Source organism: Neobacillus rhizophilus, from assembly GCF_018343535.1.
GTDB classification, from domain to species: Bacteria; Bacillota; Bacilli; order Bacillales; family Cytobacillaceae; genus Neobacillus; species Neobacillus rhizophilus.
The window spans coordinates 602,997-628,851 of record NZ_JAGYPF010000002.1; the positions used below are offsets into that span (position 1 = coordinate 602,997).

At 41.2% G+C, this 25,855-nt stretch carries 24 protein-coding genes; 19 read left to right on the forward strand and 5 right to left on the reverse strand.

Annotated elements, in window-relative coordinates; translation table 11 throughout:
• Positions 1–157 precede the first annotated feature (157 nt).
• From KHA99_RS10790 to KHA99_RS10850, 13 genes are all read left to right on the forward strand, one after another.
• On the forward strand, positions 158–1,492 hold the full coding sequence (locus tag KHA99_RS10790; RefSeq protein WP_213117450.1) for a gluconate:H+ symporter: 1,335 nt from the start codon (positions 158–160) through the stop codon (positions 1,490–1,492).
• A 329-nt stretch (positions 1,493–1,821) separates the two neighbouring features.
• A complete protein-coding gene (gene larE / locus KHA99_RS10795; protein ID WP_213117451.1) occupies positions 1,822–2,643 on the forward strand; it encodes an ATP-dependent sacrificial sulfur transferase LarE in 822 nt (273 codons plus the stop codon).
• 42 nt (positions 2,644–2,685) lie between these two features.
• A complete protein-coding gene (locus KHA99_RS10800) occupies positions 2,686–4,461 on the forward strand; it encodes a PrpR N-terminal domain-containing protein (RefSeq protein ID WP_213117452.1) in 1,776 nt (591 codons plus the stop codon).
• Positions 4,462–4,746: 285 nt separating this feature from the next.
• Positions 4,747–6,102: a four-carbon acid sugar kinase family protein gene (locus tag KHA99_RS10805; protein WP_249366592.1), complete on the forward strand. Its 1,356-nt coding sequence runs from the start codon at positions 4,747–4,749 to the stop codon at positions 6,100–6,102.
• A 55-nt stretch (positions 6,103–6,157) separates the two neighbouring features.
• Entirely contained in the window at positions 6,158–7,165 is a 1,008-nt protein-coding gene (pdxA, locus tag KHA99_RS10810) for a 4-hydroxythreonine-4-phosphate dehydrogenase PdxA (RefSeq protein WP_213117453.1), read from the forward strand.
• A gap of 107 nt (positions 7,166–7,272) precedes the next feature.
• Positions 7,273–8,526 (forward strand): nickel pincer cofactor-dependent isomerase, group 22, encoded by a 1,254-nt coding sequence (locus tag KHA99_RS10815; protein ID WP_213117454.1) that lies wholly within the window; start codon positions 7,273–7,275, stop codon positions 8,524–8,526.
• Positions 8,527–8,771: 245 nt separating this feature from the next.
• A complete protein-coding gene (locus tag KHA99_RS10820; RefSeq protein ID WP_213117455.1) occupies positions 8,772–9,158 on the forward strand; it encodes an MmcQ/YjbR family DNA-binding protein in 387 nt (128 codons plus the stop codon).
• Positions 9,159–9,193: 35 nt separating this feature from the next.
• On the forward strand, positions 9,194–9,688 hold the full coding sequence (locus tag KHA99_RS10825) for a DUF456 domain-containing protein (RefSeq protein ID WP_213117456.1): 495 nt from the start codon (positions 9,194–9,196) through the stop codon (positions 9,686–9,688).
• A 206-nt stretch (positions 9,689–9,894) separates the two neighbouring features.
• Positions 9,895–10,194, forward strand: coding sequence for a hypothetical protein (locus tag KHA99_RS10830; RefSeq protein ID WP_213117457.1), 300 nt, complete (start codon positions 9,895–9,897; stop codon positions 10,192–10,194).
• 303 nt (positions 10,195–10,497) lie between these two features.
• Complete coding sequence (locus KHA99_RS10835) at positions 10,498–11,625, forward strand: GerAB/ArcD/ProY family transporter (RefSeq protein ID WP_213117458.1); 1,128 nt, start codon at positions 10,498–10,500, stop codon at positions 11,623–11,625.
• Positions 11,591–13,051, forward strand: coding sequence for a spore germination protein (locus KHA99_RS10840; RefSeq protein ID WP_213117459.1), 1,461 nt, complete (start codon positions 11,591–11,593; stop codon positions 13,049–13,051). Before KHA99_RS10835 ends, KHA99_RS10840 begins: the two co-directional genes overlap by 35 nt.
• Positions 13,048–14,208, forward strand: a complete 1,161-nt coding sequence (locus tag KHA99_RS10845) for a Ger(x)C family spore germination protein (RefSeq protein ID WP_213117460.1) — start codon at positions 13,048–13,050, stop codon at positions 14,206–14,208. The genes KHA99_RS10840 and KHA99_RS10845 overlap by 4 nt, the downstream gene beginning before the upstream one ends.
• A 3-nt stretch (positions 14,209–14,211) precedes the next feature.
• Entirely contained in the window at positions 14,212–14,475 is a 264-nt protein-coding gene (locus tag KHA99_RS10850) for a hypothetical protein (protein ID WP_213117461.1), read from the forward strand.
• Positions 14,476–14,541: 66 nt separating this feature from the next.
• Here the strand turns inward: KHA99_RS10850 and KHA99_RS10855 are convergent, their stop codons facing one another.
• On the reverse strand, positions 14,542–15,249 hold the full coding sequence (locus KHA99_RS10855) for a DUF421 domain-containing protein (protein ID WP_213117462.1): 708 nt from the start codon (positions 15,247–15,249) through the stop codon (positions 14,542–14,544).
• Between the two features lie 290 nt (positions 15,250–15,539).
• On the opposite strand from KHA99_RS10855, the gene KHA99_RS10860 reads away from it, so the two are divergent.
• Positions 15,540–19,469, forward strand: coding sequence for a PAS domain S-box protein (locus KHA99_RS10860; protein ID WP_213117463.1), 3,930 nt, complete (start codon positions 15,540–15,542; stop codon positions 19,467–19,469).
• 12 nt (positions 19,470–19,481) lie between these two features.
• Positions 19,482–20,204, forward strand: coding sequence for a CBS domain-containing protein (locus KHA99_RS10865; protein WP_213117464.1), 723 nt, complete (start codon positions 19,482–19,484; stop codon positions 20,202–20,204).
• A gap of 80 nt (positions 20,205–20,284) precedes the next feature.
• On the opposite strand, the gene KHA99_RS10870 is transcribed toward KHA99_RS10865, so the two are convergent.
• Both KHA99_RS10870 and KHA99_RS10875 read right to left on the reverse strand, forming a co-directional pair.
• Entirely contained in the window at positions 20,285–21,187 is a 903-nt protein-coding gene (locus KHA99_RS10870; protein WP_213117465.1) for a hypothetical protein, read from the reverse strand.
• Between the two features lie 33 nt (positions 21,188–21,220).
• Positions 21,221–21,904, reverse strand: coding sequence for an HAD family hydrolase (locus tag KHA99_RS10875; protein ID WP_213117466.1), 684 nt, complete (start codon positions 21,902–21,904; stop codon positions 21,221–21,223).
• Between the two features lie 565 nt (positions 21,905–22,469).
• Here KHA99_RS10875 and KHA99_RS10880 point away from each other — a divergent pair.
• Positions 22,470–22,817, forward strand: coding sequence for a PadR family transcriptional regulator (locus tag KHA99_RS10880; protein ID WP_213117467.1), 348 nt, complete (start codon positions 22,470–22,472; stop codon positions 22,815–22,817).
• Positions 22,804–23,814 (forward strand): HAAS signaling domain-containing protein, encoded by a 1,011-nt coding sequence (locus tag KHA99_RS10885; RefSeq protein ID WP_213117468.1) that lies wholly within the window; start codon positions 22,804–22,806, stop codon positions 23,812–23,814. Before KHA99_RS10880 ends, KHA99_RS10885 begins: the two co-directional genes overlap by 14 nt.
• Positions 23,815–23,836: 22 nt before the next feature.
• Here KHA99_RS10885 and KHA99_RS10890 read toward each other — a convergent pair whose 3' ends face one another.
• Positions 23,837–24,115, reverse strand: coding sequence for a hypothetical protein (locus KHA99_RS10890; protein ID WP_213117469.1), 279 nt, complete (start codon positions 24,113–24,115; stop codon positions 23,837–23,839).
• 288 nt (positions 24,116–24,403) lie between these two features.
• Here KHA99_RS10890 and KHA99_RS31180 point away from each other — a divergent pair, with 288 nt between their 5' ends.
• Positions 24,404–24,526, forward strand: coding sequence for a hypothetical protein (locus KHA99_RS31180; RefSeq protein ID WP_261363789.1), 123 nt, complete (start codon positions 24,404–24,406; stop codon positions 24,524–24,526).
• 12 nt (positions 24,527–24,538) lie between these two features.
• Here KHA99_RS31180 and KHA99_RS10895 read toward each other — a convergent pair whose 3' ends face one another.
• Positions 24,539–24,925 carry a hypothetical protein gene (locus KHA99_RS10895; RefSeq protein WP_213117470.1) on the reverse strand — a complete coding sequence of 129 codons (387 nt, stop codon included), beginning with the start codon at positions 24,923–24,925 and terminating at the stop codon, positions 24,539–24,541.
• Positions 24,926–25,236: 311 nt separating this feature from the next.
• On the opposite strand from KHA99_RS10895, the gene KHA99_RS10900 reads away from it, so the two are divergent.
• The gene (locus KHA99_RS10900; RefSeq protein ID WP_213117471.1) at positions 25,237–25,854 is read left to right on the forward strand and encodes a 4Fe-4S single cluster domain-containing protein; all 618 of its coding nucleotides are present in this window, start codon (positions 25,237–25,239) and stop codon (positions 25,852–25,854) included.
• The last annotated feature ends 1 nt before the right edge of the window (position 25,855 follow it).

Sequence of the window (25,855 nt, forward strand, 5' to 3'; positions counted from 1 at the left end):
TTTTTTCTTCTTATTTGTAAGCACTTGCATGTGTAATAAGAGAATTCGGTGAAAGTACAGAAACTTTGAAGGCATGAAAGATCTAAAGGATCATGTGCAAAACGATAGGTTGCAGCATTTAACAAATACAAAAAAATACTACATGGGGGATGACATTATGCCTTTAGTCATAATTGCTATCGGGGTACTATTATTACTTCTTTTAATTATGCGATTCAAATTGAACACATTTGTATCCTTAATTATTGTTTCCTTAATCGTTGCCCTACTATTGGGAATTCCAGTGAAGGATGTTGTTAAATCAATTGAAACGGGTTTAGGCGGAACACTTGGCCATATCGGGATCATTTTTGGACTTGGTGCCATGCTTGGCCGATTAATCGCTGATTCAGGCGGTGCTAATCGAATTGCTACAACCTTAATTAATAGATTCGGGGAAAAAAGAATCCAATGGGCAGTTTTAATTGCTTCATTCATTTGTGGTATCGCATTATTCCTTGAAGTTACGATTGTATTATTAATTCCAATTATCTACTCTATCGCAAAAGAATTAAAAGTTTCTATTGTAAAATTAGGTCTTCCAATGGTAACCGCTGCACTCGCTGCGCATGCTTTCTTGCCGCCGCATCCAGGCCCAATCGCAGTTGCAGCAGAATATCATGCAAATGTTGGCTTAATGTTACTGTACGGAATCATTGTTGCAATCCCAACAGTTATCATTGCAGGCATCTGGTATCCTAAGCTTGCTCAAAAAATTGTACCAACAGCATTCACAAGAGAGGGCAGTGCGTCCTTTGGTGTTGCAAAATCATTTAAATTAGAAGAAACACCTGGATTTGGAATCAGCGTATTTACAGCATTATTTCCAGTTATCTTAATGGCTATTGGTGCCATTGTCGATATGGTAGGATTTAAAGAGAATGCGTTCATCACAGTTATTCGCTTTATTACGAACTCTGACACGGCTATGATTCTTTCTGTTTTATTCGCCATCTACACAATGGGATTACGCAGAAAAATTCCAATGAAGACGTTGATGGATTCCTGTGGTTCAGCTGTTAATGCATTAGGTATGCTGCTATTAATTATCGGCGGCGGCGGTGCCTTAAAGCAGGTTATTGTTGATGGCGGCGTTGGTGATTATGTTGCTAAATTATTTGAAGGTTCTCATATGTCACCGGTTCTGTTTGCTTGGATTGTCGCAGCATTACTTCGTGTCTGTCTCGGATCAGGAACTGTTGCAACCTTAACAACTCCTGGCTTGGTTCTTCCGTTACTTGCAACTATGCCGAATGTTAACTTGGAGTTAGTTGCACTTGCAACTGGTGCAGGTAGTGCCATCGCATCACACGTTAACGACGCGGGATTCTGGATGGTTAAAGAATCTTTAGGCATGACCTTGAAAGAAGCATTCGGTACCTATACGATTCTTTCAACTATCGTTGGTGTTTGCGGATTAGTATTTACTTTAATATTAGATATGTTCTTATAAAAAACAAAAAGGGGGCCATTTTATAGAGATTCTATAAAATGGTTCTTTTTTTTGGCTAATAGGAAACTATAAATTTTTTTCAAAATTTATAATTTCTTAACGCATAAATTCAACTACGCCTCTGTCTTCGTCCTATCGGACTCGCCAATCGGCGAGTTTTCTTTATAAAAATAAATTCATGAAATCGCTTTAGTAATTTCTTTTACTTTAAAAGAAATTCGCTTATAATTGAAATGTGTTGCAAAATGCAAAGAAGAAAAGGTTTTTTAAAATGGTTTGTTTTGCATCAATAAAATATATATGAAAAATATAGATAGGTGGAAATCTGTATGAACGAGAAATACGAGCGTTTGAAAGATATCTTAAAAGAGATGGGAAATGTGGTCGTTGCTTTTTCTGGAGGTGTCGATAGTACGTTATTATTAAAAGTGGCGGTTGATGTTTTAGGAGTGGAAAACGTATTGGCTGTAACGGCTGATTCTGAAACATACCCATCCAGTGAATTAGAAGAAGCGAAGAAACTTGCCAAGCTGATCGGGGCCACACACCAAGTGATTGAAACCTCCGAACTGAATATTCCGGGATACGCGGAAAATGACCGGAACCGCTGCTATTTTTGCAAAAACGGATTGTTTGAAGAAATCGTTCCCATCATGCGCGAGAAAGGATTCCAAAACGTGGTCTATGGCTTGATTGCAGACGACATGAGCGAACATCGTCCCGGCGTCCGTGCGGCGAGAGAGCATGGCGTCCGCGGGCCGCTTCAGGAGGCGAACCTTTTTAAAGAAGAAATCCGCGAGCTATCCAAGCAATTAAACCTGCCTACCTGGGAAAAACCATCGCTGGCCTGTTTATCCTCCCGCATTGCTTACGGTGAAAGGATTACGCAAGAAAAATTAACAAAGGTAGAAAAGTCTGAGGCATATCTAAAATTACTAGGGATTCGGCAGGTGCGCGTCCGGACTCATGAAGAGATTGCCAGGATTGAGGTAGAGCCTCAAGATATGCAGTTAGTGTTAGCAAACCATCAAGAGATTCAAGAAAACCTGCAGCGCTTCGGCTATAAATATGTCACCCTTGATCTTCAAGGCTATATGAGCGGCAGCATGAATAAAGTGCTAACACCAAGCTTTACTAAAATTGAATCCTAATGGAAACAAAAAAATAAAGGATATTTAGTAGGTGAGGGTTACATGATTAAAGCGTTGGTTATTGTCCCGTATGAGGGGCTATACGAAATGATGAAAGAAATTCAGCAGGAAGTAAAAGATTTTCAACTCGATATCGAAATAGGGAACCTGTATGAAGGTGTGGCTGTTGCAAAAGAAGCCGAAAATAACGGTTATCACGTCATTATCAGCCGCGGCGGTACAGCATCCTTGATTCAGGAGGCCGTCTCGATACCCGTGATTGACATTCAGGTGACCGGCTATGATGTATTACGCATCATCACCCTTGTAAAAGGATTTTCTCGTAAATCGGCGATTGTTGGATTTTCGAATATTACTCAAGGTGCTGCAACAATCTGTAAGATTCTTGATTTGGATATTAAAACATTAACAATTTCAAAAGATACTGAGGTTAAAGAAATATTAACAAATTTAAAGAAACATGGCTATGAAGTAATCATTGGTGACGTGGTCACGGTCCAAACTGCCAAGCAATTGGGGCTGACGGGAGTGCTAATCACTTCTGGCAAGGAGGCAATTATGGATGCGTTGGAGGAAGCGAAAAGATCCTATCGTATCTTTTCGCAGCTGCAGCAGGATGTTTCGCTATTTCAGTCCATTCTCGATTGTAACGAACAACCAATCGGTGTTTTTAATATAGAAGAGAAACTTGTTTATCGGAATGAACGTTTCAATCAAGAATTTCATTGGATGATTGTTGAAAATTCCAACGATATAAAAAAGCTGATTCAAGAAACGGCTTTAACGAAGGAAAAGCAAACAAGAACTATTCACATTAATCAGTCATTCTGGAACATCACTGCTTGTCCTCAAGACGGTGCGATTGCACTATTTTTCGAAAAAAATCTTTCAAACCAATCCGCTGTTCAGGATGGGGAGAGAGAAGCGAAAAATGCCATCGAATTCCGTACTTCCGCTTCGTATGTCTCTGTTTCTGGAAAAAGTGAACCGATTCAGAAGGTGTTAAAACAGATTGAACAATACAGTGTAAACGATAAAGCTGTGTGGATTTATGGAGAAAAGGGAAATGGAAAAGAATTAGCGGCCCACGCGATTTATGCGAAAAGGAATAACCTGTATGACCCCTTTATCGTGTTGCATGGTGAATTATTAAGGACAGGGCGGCTGAAGGATTTCATAGTCGAAGACTTTTTTCAAAAATATGCAAATGGTGTCATTTATTTAAAAAACATTGATCATTTAAGCGCTGATATTCAAAAGGAGTTATTTGACATCATCAAGAATGACAAATCTGCAAAGATAAAGTGGCTGGTGTCTTCCGAGAGTAATTTAGAAGAAAAGGTCAAAAGCGGCACTTTTGATCGGGAACTGTACCAAACCTTAGGGCAGCAAAAAATTTATTTACCGCCACTCCGTGAACGCAGGGAAGATATTGAGGATTTAGTTCATGTCTTTATTTCAGAGCTGCATCCAAAATACGGCAATGGGGTCGTCGGGACTCGGCCGGACGCTTTGGCGGAGCTTGCCGATTATGATTGGCCAGGCAATGTGGAACAGCTCAAACAAGTAATCGAGCAATTGTTTAAACAAACAAGTTCTTATTATATCGAGAAGGAAGCTGTGGCAGCCGTTTTAGCACGATTAGAGCAGCCTGAGAAAAAGGATGATGCGTTAACCCCTATCGATTTAAACGGTACGTTAGAAGAAATCGAAAAACAAGTTATCACCAAAGTCCTTGAAGAAGAAGGCTTAAACCAATCAAAAGCGGCCAAACGCCTAGGTATTAACCGTTCCACACTGTGGCGCAAGCTAAAATAAAAGCTTGCGTTTTTTCATGTAAATTTTATGATGCAAAAAGCAACATAATAAAATTTTTTGTGACATTTTTTCTAGATATATTGCCAAATGCAACATTTTGTTTTAATATTAATAGTGCTGAAAGCGTTTTTAGATGAATAATAAAACAGAATCTAAAGACATTATTATAAAACTATTGGTTTGTTGCAGAACGTATCATGCCAATGTGAATAGGCAACTTCAATCGGATGAAAAATAATAAAACTCGATACAAGACAAACTAGAACTAGCATAAAGGGGGTCGGGATGCAGGTGAAACTAGCGGTTATCGCAGATGATTTAACGGGTGCCAATGATACGGGTGTCCAATTTGCCAAACAAGGGTTAAACACAACAGTGCTATTTGCCGAGACGCAATTACAACCAGCGCATTTAAGTGCAGATGTGATTGTCTTAAATTCAGATAGCCGTGCCTTAACGTCTGAAAAGGCTTATAAAGCTGTTTTTAATCTAGCGGCACAATTAAATAAATTGTCTGTTTCAAAAGTTTTCAAGAAGATTGATTCTACCATGCGGGGAAATATTGGCCCAGAGATTGATGCCGTAATGGATGCATATAAGTTAAAAACCTCGTTTGTGGTTCCGGCTTTTCCGAAAAGCAATCGAGTGACCACGAATGGGTATCATTATGTAAATGGTGTTCTTTTAGAGGAAACGCCTATTGCTCAGGATCCTGTCTGCCCAGTAACAGAAAGCTACCTGCCTAAATTGCTGCAGGAGCAAAGTAAGCGGGAAGTCACCTTCATTTCCATTTCGGATGTGCAAAAAGGTAAAAGCCATCTATCAGAAAAAATAAAAGATCTATCCTCGGGTGATAGCTCAAAAATTATCGTAGTGGATGCAACGACTGATGAAGAATTAAACATGATTGTCGAAGCGGCGGAAATTTTAGAAGAGAATTTCCTTTGGGTAGGTTCAGCCGGAATTGCTTATCATCTTTTCAACACGGGCCAGCGTGAAGAGGTTTTGCGTCATCAACAGTCGGATGACCGGCTTCCGGTGTTGGTCGTAGCGGGCAGTGTAAATCCTGTCATTGATCGGCAAATTCAAGTTCTGAAAGACAAATATCATGTCGAAGAAATTGTCATTTCTCCGGAAGAATTCTTTTATGAAGATAGGAGAAAGCATGAAATTGAACGGATTGTGAAGGTTGGTCAGGCATTGTTAGAAAAAGGCGATTTAGTGGTCACGACCAATCGCGAGCGCGAGACCATCAACCGCGTGAAGGACCTTCAACAGAAGCTTGGGCTATCGAATTTTGATGTCGGTTATACGATTGCCGAATCAATGGGTGTGATCGCCGGCCAATTAATTGATAGCAAGCCCGTTTGCGGGGCAGTTTTAACTGGCGGGGATATTGCAGGAGCCACTTGTAAGGTATTGAACGGTGAAGGGATTCGCGTCATTGGTGAAGTGGAAGCCGGGATTCCGTACGGAAAATTGTTCGGCGGGACCTTTGACGGTATGCCGGTTGTGACAAAAGCGGGCGCCTTTGGAACGGACCAAGCCCTCGCCAATGCTTTACAAACCATAACGGATGTAAATGCTCATGTTAAAAACCGCGATTGGCGTCATACTGATCCGTCTTATGTGTGTGGCTAATTGCAACGCTTTTATTGAAGGTATTTTTAAAAAAGGATAACGGGAGGAAACAAAGATGGCAGCAAATAAACCAGTTATTGCAATTACAATGGGAGATCCCTCAGGTGTAGGACCTGAAATTATTGTTAAGTCTTTAAATGACAAAAACGTCTACGAAAATTGCCGTCCGTTTGTAGTCGGTGATTTGAAAATTTTAAAAAGAGCATTAGGTGTTACCAATGTTGATCTTCAATTAAACAGCATTGCTAGCCCAGAAGAGGCCAAATACGAATACGGAACCATTGATATTATCGATTTAGATTTAGTTTCCGAAGACCTACCTTGGGGCCAGGTTTCTCCAGAGGCAGGAAATGCGGCATTCCGTTACTTGGAAAAATCGATTTCTTTTGCGAACGAACAAAGAATTCACGGCATTTGTACCGCTCCTTTAAATAAAGAAGCGCTTCACAAAGCCGGCCATATGTATCCTGGCCACACTGAAATTTTGGCGGAATTGACCAATACAAAGGATTTCGCGATGATGCTTTCTGCACCAAACTTACGAGTGATCCATGTGACTACTCATATTGGCCTTCTTGACGCCATTAATACTATTAATGTTGAGCGTCAATATACGGTTATCAAACTAGCGCATGATACGTTACAAAAAGCAGGAATCAAGTCTCCACGCATTGCTGTTTGCGGAATCAATCCTCATGCTGGCGAAAATGGCCTTTTTGGACATGGCGAAGAAGAAGAAAAAATTATTCCTGCGGTAGAAAAAGCTCAAGCAGAAGGCATTAATGTACAAGGTCCGCTTCCTGCTGATACATTATTCTTTAGAGCAAGACGCGGTGATTTTGATATTGTTGTCGCACAATATCATGACCAAGGCCATGGACCAATTAAAGTATTGGGTCTTGAAGCCGGCGTGAATATTACGGTTGGTCTGCCAACAATCCGTACTAGCGTTGACCACGGAACTGCTTTTGATATCGCTGGAAAAAATATTGCGGATGAACAATCATTAAAAGAAGCGATTCGCATGGCGATTGAATTGGCTCCTGAGAACTTGGCAATATAAATATGATGAAATAGAAGCAAGAGGTCATTATCCGATCTCTTGCTGCCTTTGTATGTGTGAAATTCTTTTATGAATAAGGTGTTTATTTTTGAAAGGGGAGTAGTACTATGTCTTTTCCTAAAATGGCGAAAATAAGACAAAAATTTCAAGTCGAAAGTTTACAGGATATCCCTGGAACGATTGCGGAGCAATTTCAGCAAGTCAATGCCGATGAAAAAATCAAGCCGGGCATGGAGATTGCTATTACCGTAGGCAGCCGGGGGATTAACAATATCCCTTTAATCGTGAAAAGTGTGGCAGATGAAATTAGGAAGAGAGGCGCAACTCCGTTTGTTTTTCCGGCAATGGGAAGCCACGGCGGCGCTACAGCTGAAGGGCAAAAAGAGATGGTAGAAAGCTTAGGTGTAACCGAAGAATACACTGGCTGCGAAATCCGTTCCTCCATGGATGTCGTGGAAGTTGGCGTAACGTCAGAGGGAATTCCTGTTTATGTTGACAAAATAGCTTACAATGCAGATGGCATCATCGTAATGGGCCGCATCAAGCCGCATACAGATTTTAAAAATAAAATTGAAAGCGGCGTCTTAAAAATGGCGTCCATCGGAATGGGTAAGCATAAACAAGCGCTAGCATTACATACTTATGGCATTAAAGGGATCAGCGAAATGATGCCTGAAGTAGGGAAAGTGGCGATTGCCAAGTCCAACACTCTATTTGGAATTGGCATTGTGGAAAATGCCCATGAAGAAACGGCGATCATTGAAGCTATTGAACCGGACCAGATCGAAGAACGTGAAAGAGAATTATTGAAAAAAGCCTTTACCTTGATGCCAAGCCTGCCAGTCGACGAAATGGATATTTTGCTAGTGGATGAAATCGGCAAAAACTATAGCGGGACAGGCTTTGATACGAACATTATCGGCCGGATCCGGGTGTTGGGCGTAGAAGAGCCGAAGAAGCCAAGCATCAAATATGTCATAGCCTCCAATTTAAGCGAGGTCAGCCACGGCAATGCTTTAGGAATCGGCTTAGCGGATTTAACTACCAAGCGTTTATTTGAAAAAATTGATATCAAAACCATGAATGAAAATGTCGTCACCAGCACCTTCTTGGCTCGTGCAAGTATTCCAATTGTCCTTGACAATGACCAAGAAGCATTGAAGGCAGCACTGCGCGCTACCTGGGGAGTGGCACCGGAACAAGCAAGAATCGTAAGGATTCCAAACACCCTCCACATCGGTGAACTATACGTATCAGAAGTCATCTTCAACGAATTAAAAGATAAAGAAAACATCGAAGTTCTAGAAGACCTCCAAGAAATGAAATTCGATGCAGACGGATATTTCTTGCCAATGCATTGATGCATGGGGACGGTTCTTGTGCATCATTTGATGATTCAGAGGGACGGTTCTCCTGCCTCAATTTTTAAAACAGCTTTCTTAATCGGAAGCTGTTTTTTATTATGTAAATTCAGTTCAGCAGCTTAAAAGGAATGTGCTGAATTAAACGGGTGTATCTTTAAGTCTTAAATACATCTCATTTTTAAAGGATTATTTTGTCAGTAAATAGAAATGATGATTGTATACTGTAGAGGAGGAGTTTCTTCATGGCTCATAATAGACAAATTACATCCAAGCTAGGATTGGATGCGGAGAATCAGATTAGGGAAATATGCAAGGCGCTGCCTGAAGTTGTAGAGCAAGTGGATGGTTTCGGTCATACGTCGTTTCGGGTCAAAGATAAACCTTTTGTCATGATGGGGGAAAATGAGGGTGTTGTTTCGATTTCGATCAAGACATTGCCGACTACGCAAGAGTTTCTCCTGCAGCAGCCGGGCTATTATAAAACCCCCTATATTGGACAACATGGCTGGACCTCCTTTCAGGCCAAACAAGACCTAAACTGGGAAGAAATCCGCGGATATATTTTTGAAGGCTATTTAAGAGCCGCACCTAAGAGTTTGGCGAAATTAGTCTCAAATGCTGAATGCTAAAGATGGATGAGCCAAATAAGTAATGAAAAGTAGAGGTGATTTCTATTCTTGACATCGTATTATGGATTTTGATCATTGCCTGTTTTGTCTTCAGCTTTGTAGGGCTGGTATATCCAATCATCCCATCGGTTTTGGTTATTTGGGTTGGCGTTATGCTCTACCATTTTGGGATAAATTCGAATGAACTATCTTGGATTTCGTGGACCATGCTTGCATTATTGACAATTGTTTTATTTTTGGCGGATTATTTGGCGAATCTTCACTTTGTTGACAAGGCCGGCGGTTCTAAATGGGGGATGCGGGCGGCAACGATTGGATTGATTGTAGGAAGCTTTGTGATTCCGCCATTTGGCGTCATAATTGTCCCGTTTGTATTGGTATTAATCGTTGAAATGCTGCAAAAGAAATCATTTGCGGAATCCACGAAAGTGGCCTTTGCTACCTTAATCGCCTTTTTAAGTGGAACGGTTGCAAAAGGAGTTATTCAGTTAATCATGATTGGCGTGTTTGTTTTTGATTTGATTTTATAAAAAAGAAGGCTTATGAGCTGTTTGCAAGGTCTGTTTTCTTTTAGTCCCTTGGAATTCGACGGTAATCCCTTTCTGTTTCATCCCTCTTTTGCATAAGAAGCAAAATAGTATTTTCATCAAATGAAACTATTCCAATTTTATTTATTTTTTCATTTGTTCCATTATCACTTTTTAAACATATGGTTATGGATAAGGAGTGGAATGTGATGAAAAAAGAACGGGAACAGTTTGATATCGAAACGCTTCAGCTTATTCAAAATAGACTTGATTATATTTACTCCATCGCCAAGAGGTATAACAGTGATCACCCTGAATTAATGGACACGATTGAAAGTTTAGCTAATGTGGCAAACATGTTTGCAAAGATTAAATATGAAGAGCTGAAGGGTAAGGAAGTAACAGCGAGCCCACAAGGATACATTGTAAGAAGGCTGGGAAACTCATACTCAAGAATAAGAGAGTATGAAAAACAAAAAGAGACGGACTTTCCGGAATGGAAGCTCTGAGTATGAAACACAGGGACGGTTCTCGTGCTTCTATTATGCATTTTGAGGCAAAAGAACCGTCCCCGTGCATCGCTCTTTTTTTTTGCAGAAATCGGGGTAATTTATTGCTAATTTACTATATATGTAGTGATTATTTCTTGGGGAATAGTAAGTGAATTTGTCGAGAGGTGTGATTTTTAGATCGATTCGTGACTTTGTCTATTTGCCACAATGAGGCATAAGAACCTTCCCCATGCCTCACTTACATATAATTTCCTGCCGCGGGGATAATAAAGCCAACTTATCCTCAAAATGGAGTTTTGTATGCAGAGCTTAGTGAAAATCTTGATTCCAAGACAGTTGTTTATGTTGCTTATTCTTTCGACTGGATTGCTTAACCATGTGATTCTTATCCCGAATTTGCTCACTGCTGCTGGTCGGGATAGTTGGTTAAGTGTTCTTTTGGTTTACCCCATTGCCATCTTCTTTTCATGGCTGATTTACTTTATTGTCAAAAAAAGTCCGAAAGAGGGGCTCTTTTCATTGATGAAACAGCGTTTAGGTAGGGTGTTTTCGACCATCCTGTTTATTCCGATGATGCTCTTTTTGTTGACAAGCTGCTATCTCACCTTAAGGGATTTAATGATTTGGTTAAGTGCCTATTTTCTTGCCGATGCGCCCATTTTTATGATTAATATTATTTTAATTTCCGTATGCTTCCTTGTCACGCTTAGCGGGATAAAAGCAATGGCGATAGCGAGCGGATTCCTATTACCAATTGTGATGCTGCTAGGGTTCTTTATTGCATTTACAAACATTCACCATAAGGATCCTAGTTTGTTGTTTCCAGTTCTCGCCGAGGGTTATGCCCCTCTTATGAAAGGGGCCATTTATGGACTGGCCGGTCTCCTCGAGATATACGTGGTAATTTTATTACAGCCATATTCCCAGGAACCCATTAAATTTAGACAAATGTTCGTTTTATTATTAATTTTAACGGGCTTAATATTGGGACCCTTGTCCGCAGCCATCATGGAATTTGGCCCAACAGACGCAGTCAATTTTCGCTATCCTGCCTATGAGCAATGGCGTATTTTAAGTATCGGCGAATATATCTCTAATTTGGACTTTTTCGCTTTATACCAATGGCTGAGTGGAGCATTAATCCGGGTAGGCTTATTCATGTATCTGCTATGTGCATTTTTTACTTCGAAGAAGCAACCCTACAGGCTGAACCCAAAGCTTGTTGTCGTTATGTATCTCCTTTTATTCGGTCTTATGATGATAAAAGTCGAGACTTTTTATTTCTATAGTGCTGTTTATGATTACTTTTTGCCGGCATGCATGGTATTTTTTCTCGTACAAATCCTGTTTTCTGTTGTGCTTGTATTAGTTTTTAATAAAAAGGGTGATCATCATGGCAAGAACAGCAAGGTCGAAACCACCTCATAATGCAAAAACAAACGAAAAGGTTGAGGAGCTAAAAAATCAATTTAGAAAAAGCCGGGATTTAATATGCAATGTACGACATACGGATACGGAAAGTTTTGAAATAATCTATTTTGAAAGCTTAATCGAGATTAATTATTTAGATCAATATATATTGCCTAAACTAGGACTTCAGACAGACCGCCCTGTTATAAATAAACTTAAATCCTTTTTTCAAGCAGAAGATGTGACCTTGAAATCGATTGAAGATTTATCCGATTTGCTTTTTGAAGGAGAAGTCCTATTCAAAATCGATGATGTCCTTTTAAGTATTCTAGCATGCGATTTTCCAAAACGAATCCCTGAAGAATCAGCGCTTGAGACTTCGATAAGAGGCCCGAAGGACGGATTTGTTGAGGATATAAAGACAAATATATCCCTTGTCAGAAGAAGGTTGAATAGCTCATCATTATGTCTAGAAAAATACACCATTGGAAAAAGAAGCAAAACAAAAGTGGCTCTCATGTATTTAGAAGATGTCATTGATCAGAGAGTGCTTGATGAGGTTCACAAAAGGCTGGATAAAATCGAAACTGATATTTTATTGAGTATTCATGAACTTGAGTCATTTGTTCGGGATCGGCCGTATTCTGTCTTTCCTACTATGGATTATACAGGGAGACCGGACTTTATTGTTCAGTCATTGAATCAAGGTCGATTTGCTCTGCTGGTGGACGGGAATCCTACTGTATCTGTCGCCCCCACTAGTTTACTGGTACAGACCAAATCTCCTGAGGACAATTACATCAGTTATGCGTATGTTTCAATCGAAAGGATCATCAGACTGATAGGGTTAATGATATCTGGCTTTTTACCCGGTTTGTGGATCGCCTTATCATCCTTTAACATTGAACAGATTCCATATACACTGGTAGCGACCGTAGCAGTCTCCCGTTTCGGTCTTCCTTTGTCTTCGCCCATTGAAATGGTGATCATTCTCTTTTTATTTGAGCTATTTAATGAAGCAGGGGTACGCTTGCCTCGGGCGATTGGGCAAACCGTAGCGGTATTAGGAGGCTTAATTGTAGGGGATGCAGCGATAAGGGCAGGCTTGACATCTCCCACTATGCTGGTCATTACTGCAATCACCTATATTTCGTCTTTTACGTTAGTGAATCAAACGTTAAGTACAGGAATCACGGTTATCAGGTTTTCTGTTATTTTACTTAGTACTTTTTTCGGATTATTTGGAGTGGTGAGCGGCTTTATTTTAACGGTTTTTTACTTTTCAACGCTGTCTTCCTTTGGGGTTCCATACCTCTCATCGGTGGCACCAATAAGCCTTAAAGAATTGATGAAGTCATTTTTAAGAATGCCTAATGGCTTATACAAATCAAGAACCGCATCAACGAGCCCGGATGATCCAACAAGGGATGGAAATCAAACATGAGAATAATGAAACTTGTTTTGGTTCTCTCCTGTTGTCTAATTTTTACCGGCTGTACGGGAATAAAAAATATTCAAGATATAACTTATATTGTGGCGATAGGTATGGATTATGATGTAAAAAAGAAGGAGTATACTGCGTATATTCAAGGCTTGAATTTTGCTAATGTAGCAAAGACAGAGGGTGGCCGGCCTGTAGAACCGATTCCGACTTTTGTGGCATCAGCCACTGGTGAAACACTAAATTTGGCAGTGAGTAAATTATATAAAAAGTCCGAACCTCCTTTATTTTTTGGACACGTTAAGACGCTGGTGTTAAGCCAACGTTTAATCAAACACAAAGCGAAAGAAGTAATTAAAGAAGTAGGCAGAAATCGTTCGCTTCGCCCCACACTGAGAGTCGTAACGACAGAAGAGAATATCCAAAAGGTTTTTAATACAAAAGCATTATTTGACTATCCGGCGGTGTATACGGTGATTTTTAAAAAAGATGGCAGTGAGCTGGCCGAGAATGAAATAAGGCCCATCACGCTAATGCGTTTTTTAAGAGACTATTATGAACCGATGGGTGCAGCCAAACTGCCATTAGTCAAAATTGATAAAAACAGCTGGAAGACTGAAAAGAACTTCCCCATTTTATTTTTTAATGGATATACTGTGTTTCAGCACAAAAAGTTTATCACAGTTCTTCCTTTTGATGATGCAGTTTATATTAATTGGCTGCTCGAAAATAGGGTTGCATTAGATCGAAAAGTGATGGATAACGGTAAGTTGGTAGCTGCTGTCAGGCTGACTTCGCCAAAAATGAAAATTAAATACGAAAAGGGCGCAGCTTCACCAAAGTTTTCAATAGAGCTTTTTGCGCATGCTGATTTACTGGAAAAAATAGAGGATATCCCCATGAAAAAATTACATGAATTAATTGAAGACGATATAAAAAAGAACCTTGAAGCACTTTATAAAAAAGGGGTAGACGACCAGATTGATGTCCTAGAAGCCGGAGAAAAATGGTATCGGACCCACCCTAAACAATACCAACAACTAAAAAAATCAAAGAAATTCTATTTAGATAAGAAATCCTTAAGTAAAGTTAACGTTAAGGTACAAGTCTTTCATTACAATGCCTATAAATATGACCTGCGAGGCAATGGGGATTTCTGAGGCATGGGGACGGTTCTTGTGCATCATTTTGGTGATGCACAAGAGCCGTCCCTATTTATCATTTCCAGTAAAAACCAGAGGACAAAATGTAATCGCTTCCATTATAATAGAGATAGAAAGAGGAAAGGGGATGCAGCAATGGAACTATTAATGGAACTACTAGCCAACAACCCGTCGGAGGAGCCTTGTGAAGAAAATTCCCCAGCAATTGAAGAAGAGAGCTACGATGTATCAGACTATGATTATAATAAAAGAATATGGTTTTAATAGATGGAATGCGGGGACGGTTCTCGTGCATCATTGATGCACGAGAACCGTCCCTTTGCTTCACCCTCAGTGAATAAAATGGTCGGTATTTTTATCAATATATAAAGTGCCATCCTGTTGCAGTTCTGCGTAAAAGACTTCTGACAGGTCTGTTCCTGCTTGGGCTAATTGATCGTGGCCCCAGGCCATATTTAGGTTAAATGGCTGAAGGTTCTCATCAATGATTTTCCCGTCCGCTATCACCTGTATAGGCATCGGGATTTGCACAGCCTGCGGCCTAGCTGATGTTTGAGTTGGCATTGCCATATCCCCGCGCTTCAATGGCTGCTTTTGTTCCTTCAGCAAAACAGACAATTCCCCATTTGTCTCCAATATCGCGTAATCTACCTCCTCGATCGAAAATACATCTTTATTCCTTAACAGGACCTGCAGTTCATCCATGTCAAGGCGCTGTTTTTTCAAAACATGCTCGAGTATTTTCCCGTGCTTGATAACGATGACCGGTTCCCCTTCAATAACCTTGCGGAATGATCTTGATTTGACATCGAAAAACGCCACTAGCAACGTCAGTCCGCACCATGTTAAAAGGCTGACAAAACCAGAGGAAACCTTCAAGGTTGGGTCAACCGTTAGCGATCCGGCAATCGTTCCAATGGAAATGCCGGTGATATAATTAAAAAACGTAAGCTGTGAAACCTGCTTTCGTCCCAATAGCCTTGTTAACAATAAAAGCACCACAAAGGCACCGACCGCCCTCGCGAAAATCTCTACCACGAATCTCTCACCACCTAAATTGTTTAAAAGCAATAGAAGTTTTTTTATTTTCACCGAAAACTATCATAAATATGCGAGAAAATATGCAGGAAAGAAGTGGCGGTTCTCGCTTAAATGATGCATAAGAACCGTCCCCCTGCCTCACTAAGACCTTTTTCCTATCTTTCTTCCATTTCTCTTTATTGGTAGAAATAGTATAATGGTGAAGAGTGTATTTTGAATATTTGGTATAAAATGTAATTTTATGGAATCTACTAAGGGATATGTCTTGAAGGAGCGGAGTTTTACATATGAAGGTCATGTCGATTGCTGCCCTTTTTGATGAGCATATAGGGATGAATGAAGCGTTAGGGAAACTATTGGATAGCCCGGAATTAACGATTTGGTATAGGGATTTGGCAAAGGATGCGTTATGGGTTTCGAAAGGGAATGCCGCCATCTATGGGTATACACAGGAAGAACTTATAAATAACCCATATCTGTGGCACAACTCTGTTTACCCGGAAGACAGGGGGATTCTTGACCAAGCGATCGCCCGGCATCTGGAGGGCAGCCCGACGACCATGGAATATCGCATTATTCGTTCGGATGGCGAAGTAAGATGGATCGAGAATCGTGCCCATTCGATCATGGATTCCAAGGGAAAGGTCATCGCTATTAGCGGGTCTATCTATGACATTACCGAGCAAAAAAGAGAGTCCTTACAATTGCAGGAACAGCTCATCATGAACGAAAAAAGGTATAAGTCACTATTTAACTACAACCATGATTTAGTATGTTCCCTGGATTTAAAAGGGAAAGTGACGAGTGTCAATAAAAGCTGTGAGGCTTTAACTGGATACAGTGAAGCAGAGTTGATGAGTAAGTCTTTTAGAGATTGGGTCTATAAAGCTGATCTGCCTAAAACCTATCAAGCTTATAAACTTGCGGAAAGTGGCCACTCCGAGCGGATGGAATTACGAATCGTCCATAAAAGCGGAGAAATTCTTTTCACTAGCACAACCAGTATTCCAATTATGATTGATGACAAAATGGTCGGTGTGTACTGTATTATCAAAGACATCACCAAGCATAAAAAACTGCAGGAGGAATTAAAAGAAAACAATCTGCGTTACAAATCGCTTTTTGAACATAATGCAAACTGTGTCTTCTCTATTGATTTAGATGGGAAGTTTACAAGTATCAATTCTGTTTGTGAAAGTCTTATGGGGTATCGAAACGATGAATTACTGAAGCAGCAATCTTTTCAAAGGTTCATTGTTCCGGAAAAGCTGCCCGAAACATTCTATCATTTTGAGCAATGTAAAAATGGCACCCCGCAAAATTTTCGAACGTCCATCAAGAATTGTAATGGTTCGATTATTCATCTCAACGTGACCGTGGTCCCCCTAATGGGAGATGGACAAATTAATGGTGTCTTTGGCATCGCACAGGACATTACCAATCAGGTGAAAATTGAAGAAACCAATGAGCATATGGCGTACCATGATTATTTAACCGGCCTGCCTAACCGAAATAAGTTAAATACGACCCTTTCGAAGGAACTGGTCCTTGCTCAAGAACGAAGCCAGCAGGTGGCGATTCTCTTTTTAGACCTTGATCGCTTCAAGTTGATCAACGACACGCTTGGCCATACGACCGGAGATCATTTATTAAAGGAAGTAGCGGAACGGATGAAGTCATCCCTGCATGATAAGGACATTGTGTTCAGACAGGGCGGAGATGAATTTATCATTATTTTAAAAGATGCCAATCGCGATGTTGCAGCAATGGTGTCGAGAAGAATGCTGGATGTTTTGAGTGAGCCCTTCCAAATTGAAAACTATGATATTTTTACCTCTCCGAGCATCGGCATCAGCATGTATCCGGAAGATGGAAAAAACGTCGAAATCCTCATCAAAAAAGCGGATTTCGCGATGTACCATGCCAAGAATGACGGAAAAAATAATTATAAATTTTATTCCCAAAGAGAACATAACTCCAACATGAATCCATTAAAGATGGAAATGGACCTCCATAAGGCGCTGGAAAAAGAAGAGCTGTTTCTGCATTACCAGCCGAAGGTGAATTTAAAAACAGGAAAAATTACCGGGGTGGAGGCGTTAATCCGCTGGAACCATTCGGAATTCGGGATGATTGCGCCCGGTACCTTTATCCCGATTGCGGAAGAAACAGGGTTGATCACGCCGATTGGGGAGTGGGCCTTATATACCGCCTGTAAACAGTGCAAGGACTGGCAGCGCAAAGGCTTTTCCACCACAGTCTCTGTCAATTTATCGGCCCGTCAGTTTACGCAATCCAATTTGCATGAAACCGTTGCGATTGTCTTGTATGAGACGCAGCTTGAGCCGCAATTTTTAGAGCTAGAGATCACGGAAAGCATGACGGCCAGTATTGAACGGACTATTTATACGTTACAAAAGCTAAAAAAACTGGGTGTGCGGATTAGTATCGACGATTTTGGAAAGGGATTTAGTTCGTTAAATTACCTGCAAAAATTCCCGGTAGATACATTAAAAATTGATCAGGCATTTGTTCAGAGCCTGCACAAAAACCCTAATGACGAGACGATTGTGAAAACCATCATCTCAATGGCGCATAATTTAAACTTAAGTGTGGTGGCGGAAGGAATCGAGACAAAGGAACAGCTATTGTTCCTGCAGCAGCACCTTTGTGATGAAGGGCAGGGTTACTTTTTTACAAAACCTGTACCGGCCGAAGAAGTTGAAAACAATTGGTTTGACATTCAGCAGATGGTGAAGGAATTCGGCTTATCGCAGGACGTCAACGAACGCAAGTGGGCGGAGGAATTCGTCCGGATTGCGAGGAAAGAATTAAATGAAACCATCCGCCTCCAGCAAGGGATGACCTTTAAGTATAAAAAAATTAATGGCCGTTTCATTCATACCCTGTGTGACGGGGAGTTGCTGTATCGGCTTGGCCTTATCCCTAGTCTTGTGGTAGGAAAGAGTTTAGCAGAGTTTTTACCTGAGGATTATGCTGAAGACAAGGAAGTTTATTATCAAAGGGCTTGGGACGGGGAAGAACATGTTTCCTACGAAGGCGAGCTGAATGGGGTTACTTACCTTGCTGCGTTAAGCCCGATTAAACGAGGCGGGGAAGTGGTCGAGGTCATCGCTTCGTGTGTGGATATTACGGAAAGAAGAAAAGTGGAAAAAGCCTTGCATGATAGTGAAAATAAGTACCGGTTGATTACGGAGAACATGACCGACTTGATTACTTTATTTGATCAGGATGGAACCTGCGTCTACGCCACTCCGTCCCATCAAACCGTCCTCGGCTACACACCTGAGTTTTTCATGGGACACAACAATGAACACCTGACTCATCCGGAAGATGTGCCCCTTATGAAGAAGGTGTTCGTCGAGGTGTTGGAGACGAAAACACCTTGTAAAGTGGAGCTGCGCTTGTTACATGCGAATGGAGATTGGAGGCTGCTGGAATGTACCGGTACGCCGGTGATCAGCGAAAATGGCAAAGTGGAACATATAATGGTGGCCAGTAATGATATTACGGAGAAGAGAAGAACAGAGGAGCTGCTATCGAAATCGGAAAAATTATCTTTGGTGGGCGAGCTCGCGGCCGGGGTTGCCCATGAAATCAGAAATCCGATGACATCGATTAAAGGGTTTATCCAGCTTTTCCAGCAGGGAATCATCAGGGACGAATACTTTGATGTCGTTCTTGGCGAGTTCGACAGGGTGGAGGACATTATTAAGGAGTTTCTTTCTCTGGCAAGGCCTCAAGAAATTCAGTTGAAGCAAGTGAATTTTCCAGTTTTGTTAAAAGAGGTGGAGACCTTAATCAAATCGGAGGCGCACCTAAAGGATGTGGAAATTCTGCTGGAAATAGCGCAGGATATCCCAACGATCATGTGCGATGCCAATCAAATCAAACAGGTGCTGTTGAATCTCTGCAAAAATAGTATGGATGCGCTGGATACCAAGCGAAAAGGTCTCATTAAAATCACGGTAGGGGTTGAGTGTGACAAGCTGCTGATTCAGGTCATCGATAACGGAATCGGAATCAGTGAGGAGCGTATCAAAAGACTTGGTGAGCCTTTCTACAGCAACAAGGAAAAGGGGACAGGCCTCGGCCTGATGATCTGCTTTAGAATCATCAAACAGCACAACGGAACGATCACCTTCCAAAGCAAAGGAAACTGCGGCACCACCGCGCAGGTGAGGCTGCCGTTATAGGAGAAAACGCGTATGACAACATTGCAAAATCAAAAACTATCAGAACGATTCGAAGTGGCCTTCAACCAAATACATGCCTGGCTGCAACGGAATATAGTGGAGGAACGATCCGATAAGTTTACCGACCTGCTTCGGTCAGGGTTTCCGCGCCACTCGATTATTCGAAAGTACTACCATGACTTGAAAATGTTTGCCCGTCTTAGGAACTCCATTGTCCATGATAAGGTGGAATTAGGATTTTATATAGCGGAGCCGCATGAGGCTGTCGTCGATAAAATTGAAATGATTGCCGAGTTGCTCTTAGAGCCAAAGGCGGCATATTCGATCGCTTCCAAACCAGTTTTTTACTATTATGAAAATGCTAAACTGAAGGATGTCTTAACTGTCATTCAAAAGAAATCCGTTTCGCTTTTTCCTATTTATGATGAGAACGGTTTTAAGTGGCTGTTAACGGCGGAGGAGATCATCGGTTGGTTTGCCAATCATCTAACCGGCAACAGTATCGTGATTGACGAAGTGGAGGTAAGGCAGCTCTACTCTCAAAAAAGGGACCGTCTTGTCGAGTTTGTTAGCAAAGATATTGATATCTTCGAGGTAGAAGAGATTTTTGAACAATATCATTTGAAAAATCAAAAACTCGAAGCTGTTATCATTACGGAAACTGGAGAGCAGCAGCAAAAACCGCTTGCTATTGTCACTTCTTGGGATTTGGTAGAAATTGATGCGATAGAGTAATAGTTTATAGAAAGGGTGCCTGAGCCCCGCTGCATTAACACTTTAAAGCAGCGGGGGTCAGGCACCTGTTTTATTTCCCTTTAATGAAATATTGAAAATATTACGTTGGCAAAGGTTTTGACGGAACCGGTTAAATAGTGCCAGTTGGCCGTGAATTTTTCGATATCGAAAGCGACAATGGCAATCAGAAGTGCGGCAAAGGCCAGGATGTAATTCGTCTGCGATACCTTTGCAATATTTTTGTCAAGAGTCCTGCCACCCATTGTGTCGATAATATGATGCCATAATTTGACTAGCTGTCCTTCGCCAATCTCAGTTATTTTTTTCTGCTTATTTAATTCCTTTTTTTCATAGAGGCAGTATTGATAGATGGAATTGATCATCGCTTTGAGAAAATCATCGCTGACCCCGGCCTTTGTATAGATAATCGTCGAAGGGATACTGATGCGAATGTTATACTTCTTGCCAATCGGCGATAGTTTACTAGGTTCGGTGATATCAAAGGCCATTGTCGTCGTATCATTCGAAAAGACCGGGTCTTCTTTTTTCATGAAAAAGTTTAACCCTTCATGGATAATAAAAAGCGGGTAAATGTCAAAGTCTATAAACTTTAGATCCCGGTTCGGCTGAATGATGGCCTTTTGGATAATTTCCTTTGAATAGGATTTCAGGTTTTGCCTTATATTGCGCAGTTCAGGGTGAAGGTTTTCCCCTTCAAGAATAAACCGGAAAATGACGCGATGATGGTAATATCCCATTTCCGCCGCCGTGATGGTACAGGCCGATGTGTGAAGGCATTCCATTAGTTCCTTTTTATTTAATGGATAGTTAACCCATTTACTGGGCTGGCTGACTCTTTTGATGCCCAACTGATTTTCAATATTGGTATTGATGATGTTTAATTGTTCATTGCTAAAAACGATATTTTCGTCTTCTTCCCCTTGAAATGTAAACAATCCAAGTATGTATACTTCCGCTTTCAACTGTAACTTCCCCTTTTCCCATTTGCCATTTTCCTATTTAATGAAGTCATGGACGGTTTTTGATTGAAAGGCCTCATGGATGCTTTCGAATGATACGGCGTTTGGATATTCAATCCGCTGGCCGATCATGACCACCTTGCCGGATTCGCGGAACATCGGGAGATCATTGGCGGAGTCCCCGAAGGCCATGATATTTTCCTTCTCTATTTGTAATTCTTTCGCCAGTTTTTTTAAAGCGGCCCCTTTGTCCACCCCAACGGGAACAATGTCGATGGCATCCACATGCACATACATCACGACTTCTTTTTCAATCGGTGTCAGCATGTCCTTGAAATATTCCGCAAGGTGCGGGACTTCCTGTTGGTTTTTTGGAAAAATAGTCAAGGCGATGCGGTTAGGTTGAATCCAAATTTTATCCTTAAAATCTGCCACGGCTTTCTTTTCAATTTCATCTAATACCGGAAGTCTTTTGACAATATAAGATTCCTCCAACGTTGCCGCATTAAAAATAACGCCGCCGTTTTCGCCGATTATTTGGGCCTTTTTCAATCCCATCCCTCGCGCTAAGCCTGCTAAGTAATAGGCCGGTTTCCCGGAACAAATTCCAATCATGAGCCCGCTTTGTTCATAGCGCCTTAATTGTTCCGCGACTTCCTCAGGGATTGCCGTTCCGTGCTCAGACAAAGTCCCGTCCACATCAAAAACCATTAACTTCATTTTGTCACATTCCTTTATACCAGCTGCTCATTTTTGTGATTCTTTTGCCATAGCTAATTTTTCCTATCACTAACATATTATCCTTTAAATAAGTGCAATGTAAAGAGCGGCCTCCTTTGATTTTTCCCTGCTTTTATCAGTCTCTTAATATCCTTGTCGTGGTTAATTTTTCGTTGAATTTTTACCATTGAGCCTTTATCGAAATTATTCCCGTTTAGAAAAATCATTTTGTATATCCCCCAGTGAAAAAACAAAAGATATAGGTTAATAGAACTTCGAATAAATTATCATATTGGTTATTCTAAACTAGAGTTTATGTCTTCAATGTCTAACAAATTATTATGGGGGGCGGTCACAAGGAAATCCCTTGAACACCCCGATTATAACGTCTCGATAGTGATTATCCAGGCGTTTTTTGAATTTCTGCAAATGGGCTGGATTGTCCTGCCCGTTTTGTTCCAGATGCCCAATCATTTCTACAAATATAAAATAATATGAATGTAGTCATGTTGTATGAAATACAATGCTGTATGACCTACAGTATGTGGTTAGGAGGTGGATTAGCATGAGTTCTTTACTGCAATCATTCACGACGGAATTGAGGAGAGGAACGCTTACACTGGCCATTTTAAGTCAATTACGTACGCCCCAATACGGCTATTCACTTGTCCAGCGGCTTGAGGTGGCAGGTGTCTCCATTGAACAAAGTACGTTATATCCCCTGTTGCGCCGCTTGGAAAAACAAGAACTCGTGACAAGCAACTGGGACACAACTGAAAGCAGGCCGCGGAAGTATTATGTTTTAACAGCATATGGAGCTGAGGTTTATGAGCAATTGAAAAATGAATGGACCCAGATGACAAGTGAGTTAAATTCCTTATTAAAAGGAGAGAAGGACGATGAATTTGATTGATGTGTATGTGTACGAGGTGACAAGAAGACTTCCGGAGAAACTCCGCCAAGATATTGACTTGGAACTGCGTGCTGCTATTGAAGACATGCTGCCGGAGCAGTACACCGAAGATGACGTAAAGGACGCCCTTTCAAAGCTTGGCGACCCTGCCGTACTCGCTGCGAGCTATCGGGATCAACCGATGTATTTGATTGGACCAAACGTATATGATGCCTATATTTGGACGTTGAAAAAGACAATCCCCTGGGCTATTTTAGTGACCGCTATCGTCCATGCGGTCGTAGGTATTATGTCGTTTGCCGGTGATGAAGCTATCCTGGCTATGGTTCTGAAAGCCATTGGAAACATCATTGCCAATGTCATCATGGTGCTTATGTATGTATTATTTTGGATTACCGCTGTTTTCGCCGCGATAGAAAGGTTTGCTTTTTCAAAAGAAGGCTTTCATTTTTCAAAAAATAATAGCAGCTGGACGCCTGATCAGTTGAAAAAGGTTGACATGATTCCAAAGAGGAAGGCGATATCAAGAGGAGAAGTGATCTTTAGCTTTATTTGGATCATTTTTTGGCTGATGATTTATTTCTGGGCTGATGATATTGTAGGAATCTATCAATCTGTGGAGGGCAGCGGACTTCAATTTGTTATGCCCTTTTTTAATCAAAATACTTTATTATCATTTTGGCCCATCATCGTACTCATCGCCATTCTGGAATTAGGCTTAGTTGTTTTTAAATGGCGGGACCGCCAATGGACACTGAAGCTTGCGTGTGCCAATACGATTATTCATGTTATGAGTTTCGTTGTTTTTCTCGTTATTGCCAATACCCCGAATTTGCTCAATCCTGCCATCATTCCCTACATGACTCAAACAATGGATACCACAATAGGATCACTAACATCTTTCCTGGACTGGATATGGCGGTTCATCGCCGTAGGATTTGCGGTTACGATCATAATGGAAGCGTTCGATAGTTTTCGGAAAGCGACAAAAAAATAAACAAAATGCCTCCTTGCAGTATTTACTTGCTTGGAGGCACTTGTCCTTTAAGGGGCGTTGCTGGGGCCGCTGTCGTTTCCTTATTTTCCTTTTGATTTTCATCATAATTGGTCAACCCCGCACTCGAATGAGCAAAGTTATTTCGGTTGCCGTGAATATTGCCTAGCCCCTGGTTATGTTTTTTGTTGCTTTTAAAATCATCAATGAAATTATTCCCGATACTAAAAACCGATGCTGCTTCGATATGGCCGATATTGATGGTACCGATGTGAAAGGTTGGAGATAAAATGGGGGATGCCACGAATTATTCATCCTTCCTTGCTCTGGTTTTCATCCAATGGCTATGACGGAGTGTATTTTCATTTCCGGACAGAGATCCCACGACTTCGTTTTTGCAGGTTTCGCTATGAAATTGTTGATGAGTGTTCTTCTTTCCAAAAAAAACCCCTGAAGTGTTACTGATATGGGTAATGTTAATCTTGCCTAATGAAAGTTTCATCCAAATTCAGCCCATTCCTTTTTTCGTTATCATATTCATGTTATGGGCGAATGACACACATTTTCCCGTGCCTAGGCGACTGATGCAAACGTGAGCACTTATGAAAATAGAAATCATTCCATTGCTAATGTCGCCATCAATACTGACAAGGATGTGATTGATTCCATTATTGATGACCAAGATATTAAAATTGCCAATATTACACGTGATTAAAGGATGAGAGGTTCAGCCGCCGCTACGGAAGCGGAAGCCTTTGGAGGTTTTGGTTATGTTTTCGTTTGAGGGCTCGGCATCTTCCGACATGGCTTCTGTTTTTAGCTCCTGCTTGTCAATCTTTTGAATAATCGAGGCGGCGAAATCATCAGAGCCACTTATATTTGTGCCAATCAGCAGTTTCCCGCTTAACTCATCTATTTCAATGTTCTCTAATTGGAAGGTGATATTTTCAAGATAATCGATATGGACTTTATCGATGTGAATGCTTTTTCCGTTCGGTTCCTGCTGCTGCTTTTCAAGGAGCTCAATCATCCGGTCCAGCTTATCTAACAGAAGGGAGTTTATTGTGTCTTCATTTTTCTTCTGTTTCTGTTTCTTAGAAAAAAACTTGAACATAAACTCCCTCCTTTTTTTACGAATTTAAACGGCTTCCCCCATTTCTATCTATATGACTTTACTGAAGTAGTTATTCAGGAGCCTGACAGGCGCCGATCTAGGAAAGCTTGGAAACATTTGGTTCAAATTTTTTTCAGTTTTGTCTTTGGAGAGCAGTCTTAAGGACAATTCAGGTTAAATCTCCACCGCTTTTGTCCGGAGAACCCTCCTCCTCCAAAAGGCCCATTAAAGGCCCCGGCTCTTCTCCCTTCGAATGCTCTTGTGGTAAAATAAACCTGAATTTTCCTTTTAAGTGGGTGATGGCATTGCCTATGTTAAGGCTGTCGAGAATAGAAAAAAGAACGAAGGTGGAGGGCCCTGGCCTAAGATACTGCATTTGGGTTCAAGGCTGCCCAATTCACTGCGAGGGCTGTTTTAACCCGCATACGTGGGACCCAATCGGCGGCGGCTTGATGGATATTGACGAAATCTTCGAAGATATCAAACGTACCCTTGAAGCATCACCTGAACTAGAAGGCGTCACGTTTTTAGGCGGCGAGCCGTTTAGCCAAGCCCAGGCGCTCACCACCCTTGCGCAAAAAATAAAAGCTTTGAAGCTATCGATTGTGACGTTCACCGGTTATGAATATGAAACGATTTTGAAGTCGCCCAATTCAAGTTGGCACAGCCTATTAAAAGAAACGGATTTATTAATAGACGGCCCCTACATCCAAAGCCAACACGACCTTAGCCGTCCTTGGATCGGTTCGAAAAATCAGCAATATCGCTTTTTAACAGATGTTTATAAGCATTTTGAAACCAAACTGGCGCAGATCCCCAACAAACTAGAAATCCGGCTCCATCCCGACGGCACGATATCCGCCAACGGAATGGCCGAGCCCATCGATTTACATATGTTGCTAGAACTAGATTACGAAAGAAGGAGATAAC

What these genes read in the sequence shown, in the direction of transcription:
- KHA99_RS10790 (WP_213117450.1), top strand. Translation starts at nt 158, where the DNA reads ATGCCTTTAGTCATAATTGCTATCGGGGTACTATTATTACTTCTTTTA.
- larE (WP_213117451.1), top strand. Translation starts at nt 1,822, where the DNA reads ATGAACGAGAAATACGAGCGTTTGAAAGATATCTTAAAAGAGATGGGA.
- KHA99_RS10800 (WP_213117452.1), top strand. Translation starts at nt 2,686, where the DNA reads ATGATTAAAGCGTTGGTTATTGTCCCGTATGAGGGGCTATACGAAATG.
- KHA99_RS10805 (WP_249366592.1), top strand. Translation starts at nt 4,747, where the DNA reads ATGCAGGTGAAACTAGCGGTTATCGCAGATGATTTAACGGGTGCCAAT.
- pdxA (WP_213117453.1), top strand. Translation starts at nt 6,158, where the DNA reads ATGGCAGCAAATAAACCAGTTATTGCAATTACAATGGGAGATCCCTCA.
- KHA99_RS10815 (WP_213117454.1), top strand. Translation starts at nt 7,273, where the DNA reads ATGTCTTTTCCTAAAATGGCGAAAATAAGACAAAAATTTCAAGTCGAA.
- KHA99_RS10820 (WP_213117455.1), top strand. Translation starts at nt 8,772, where the DNA reads ATGGCTCATAATAGACAAATTACATCCAAGCTAGGATTGGATGCGGAG.
- KHA99_RS10830 (WP_213117457.1), top strand. Translation starts at nt 9,895, where the DNA reads ATGAAAAAAGAACGGGAACAGTTTGATATCGAAACGCTTCAGCTTATT.
- KHA99_RS10835 (WP_213117458.1), top strand. Translation starts at nt 10,498, where the DNA reads ATGCAGAGCTTAGTGAAAATCTTGATTCCAAGACAGTTGTTTATGTTG.
- KHA99_RS10840 (WP_213117459.1), top strand. Translation starts at nt 11,591, where the DNA reads ATGGCAAGAACAGCAAGGTCGAAACCACCTCATAATGCAAAAACAAAC.
- KHA99_RS10845 (WP_213117460.1), top strand. Translation starts at nt 13,048, where the DNA reads ATGAGAATAATGAAACTTGTTTTGGTTCTCTCCTGTTGTCTAATTTTT.
- KHA99_RS10850 (WP_213117461.1), top strand. Translation starts at nt 14,212, where the DNA reads ATGGGGACGGTTCTTGTGCATCATTTTGGTGATGCACAAGAGCCGTCC.
- KHA99_RS10860 (WP_213117463.1), top strand. Translation starts at nt 15,540, where the DNA reads ATGAAGGTCATGTCGATTGCTGCCCTTTTTGATGAGCATATAGGGATG.
- KHA99_RS10865 (WP_213117464.1), top strand. Translation starts at nt 19,482, where the DNA reads ATGACAACATTGCAAAATCAAAAACTATCAGAACGATTCGAAGTGGCC.
- KHA99_RS10875 (WP_213117466.1), bottom strand. Translation starts at nt 21,904, where the DNA reads ATGAAGTTAATGGTTTTTGATGTGGACGGGACTTTGTCTGAGCACGGA.
- KHA99_RS10880 (WP_213117467.1), top strand. Translation starts at nt 22,470, where the DNA reads ATGAGTTCTTTACTGCAATCATTCACGACGGAATTGAGGAGAGGAACG.
- KHA99_RS10885 (WP_213117468.1), top strand. Translation starts at nt 22,804, where the DNA reads ATGAATTTGATTGATGTGTATGTGTACGAGGTGACAAGAAGACTTCCG.
- KHA99_RS10895 (WP_213117470.1), bottom strand. Translation starts at nt 24,925, where the DNA reads ATGTTCAAGTTTTTTTCTAAGAAACAGAAACAGAAGAAAAATGAAGAC.
- KHA99_RS10900 (WP_213117471.1), top strand. Translation starts at nt 25,237, where the DNA reads ATGTTAAGGCTGTCGAGAATAGAAAAAAGAACGAAGGTGGAGGGCCCT.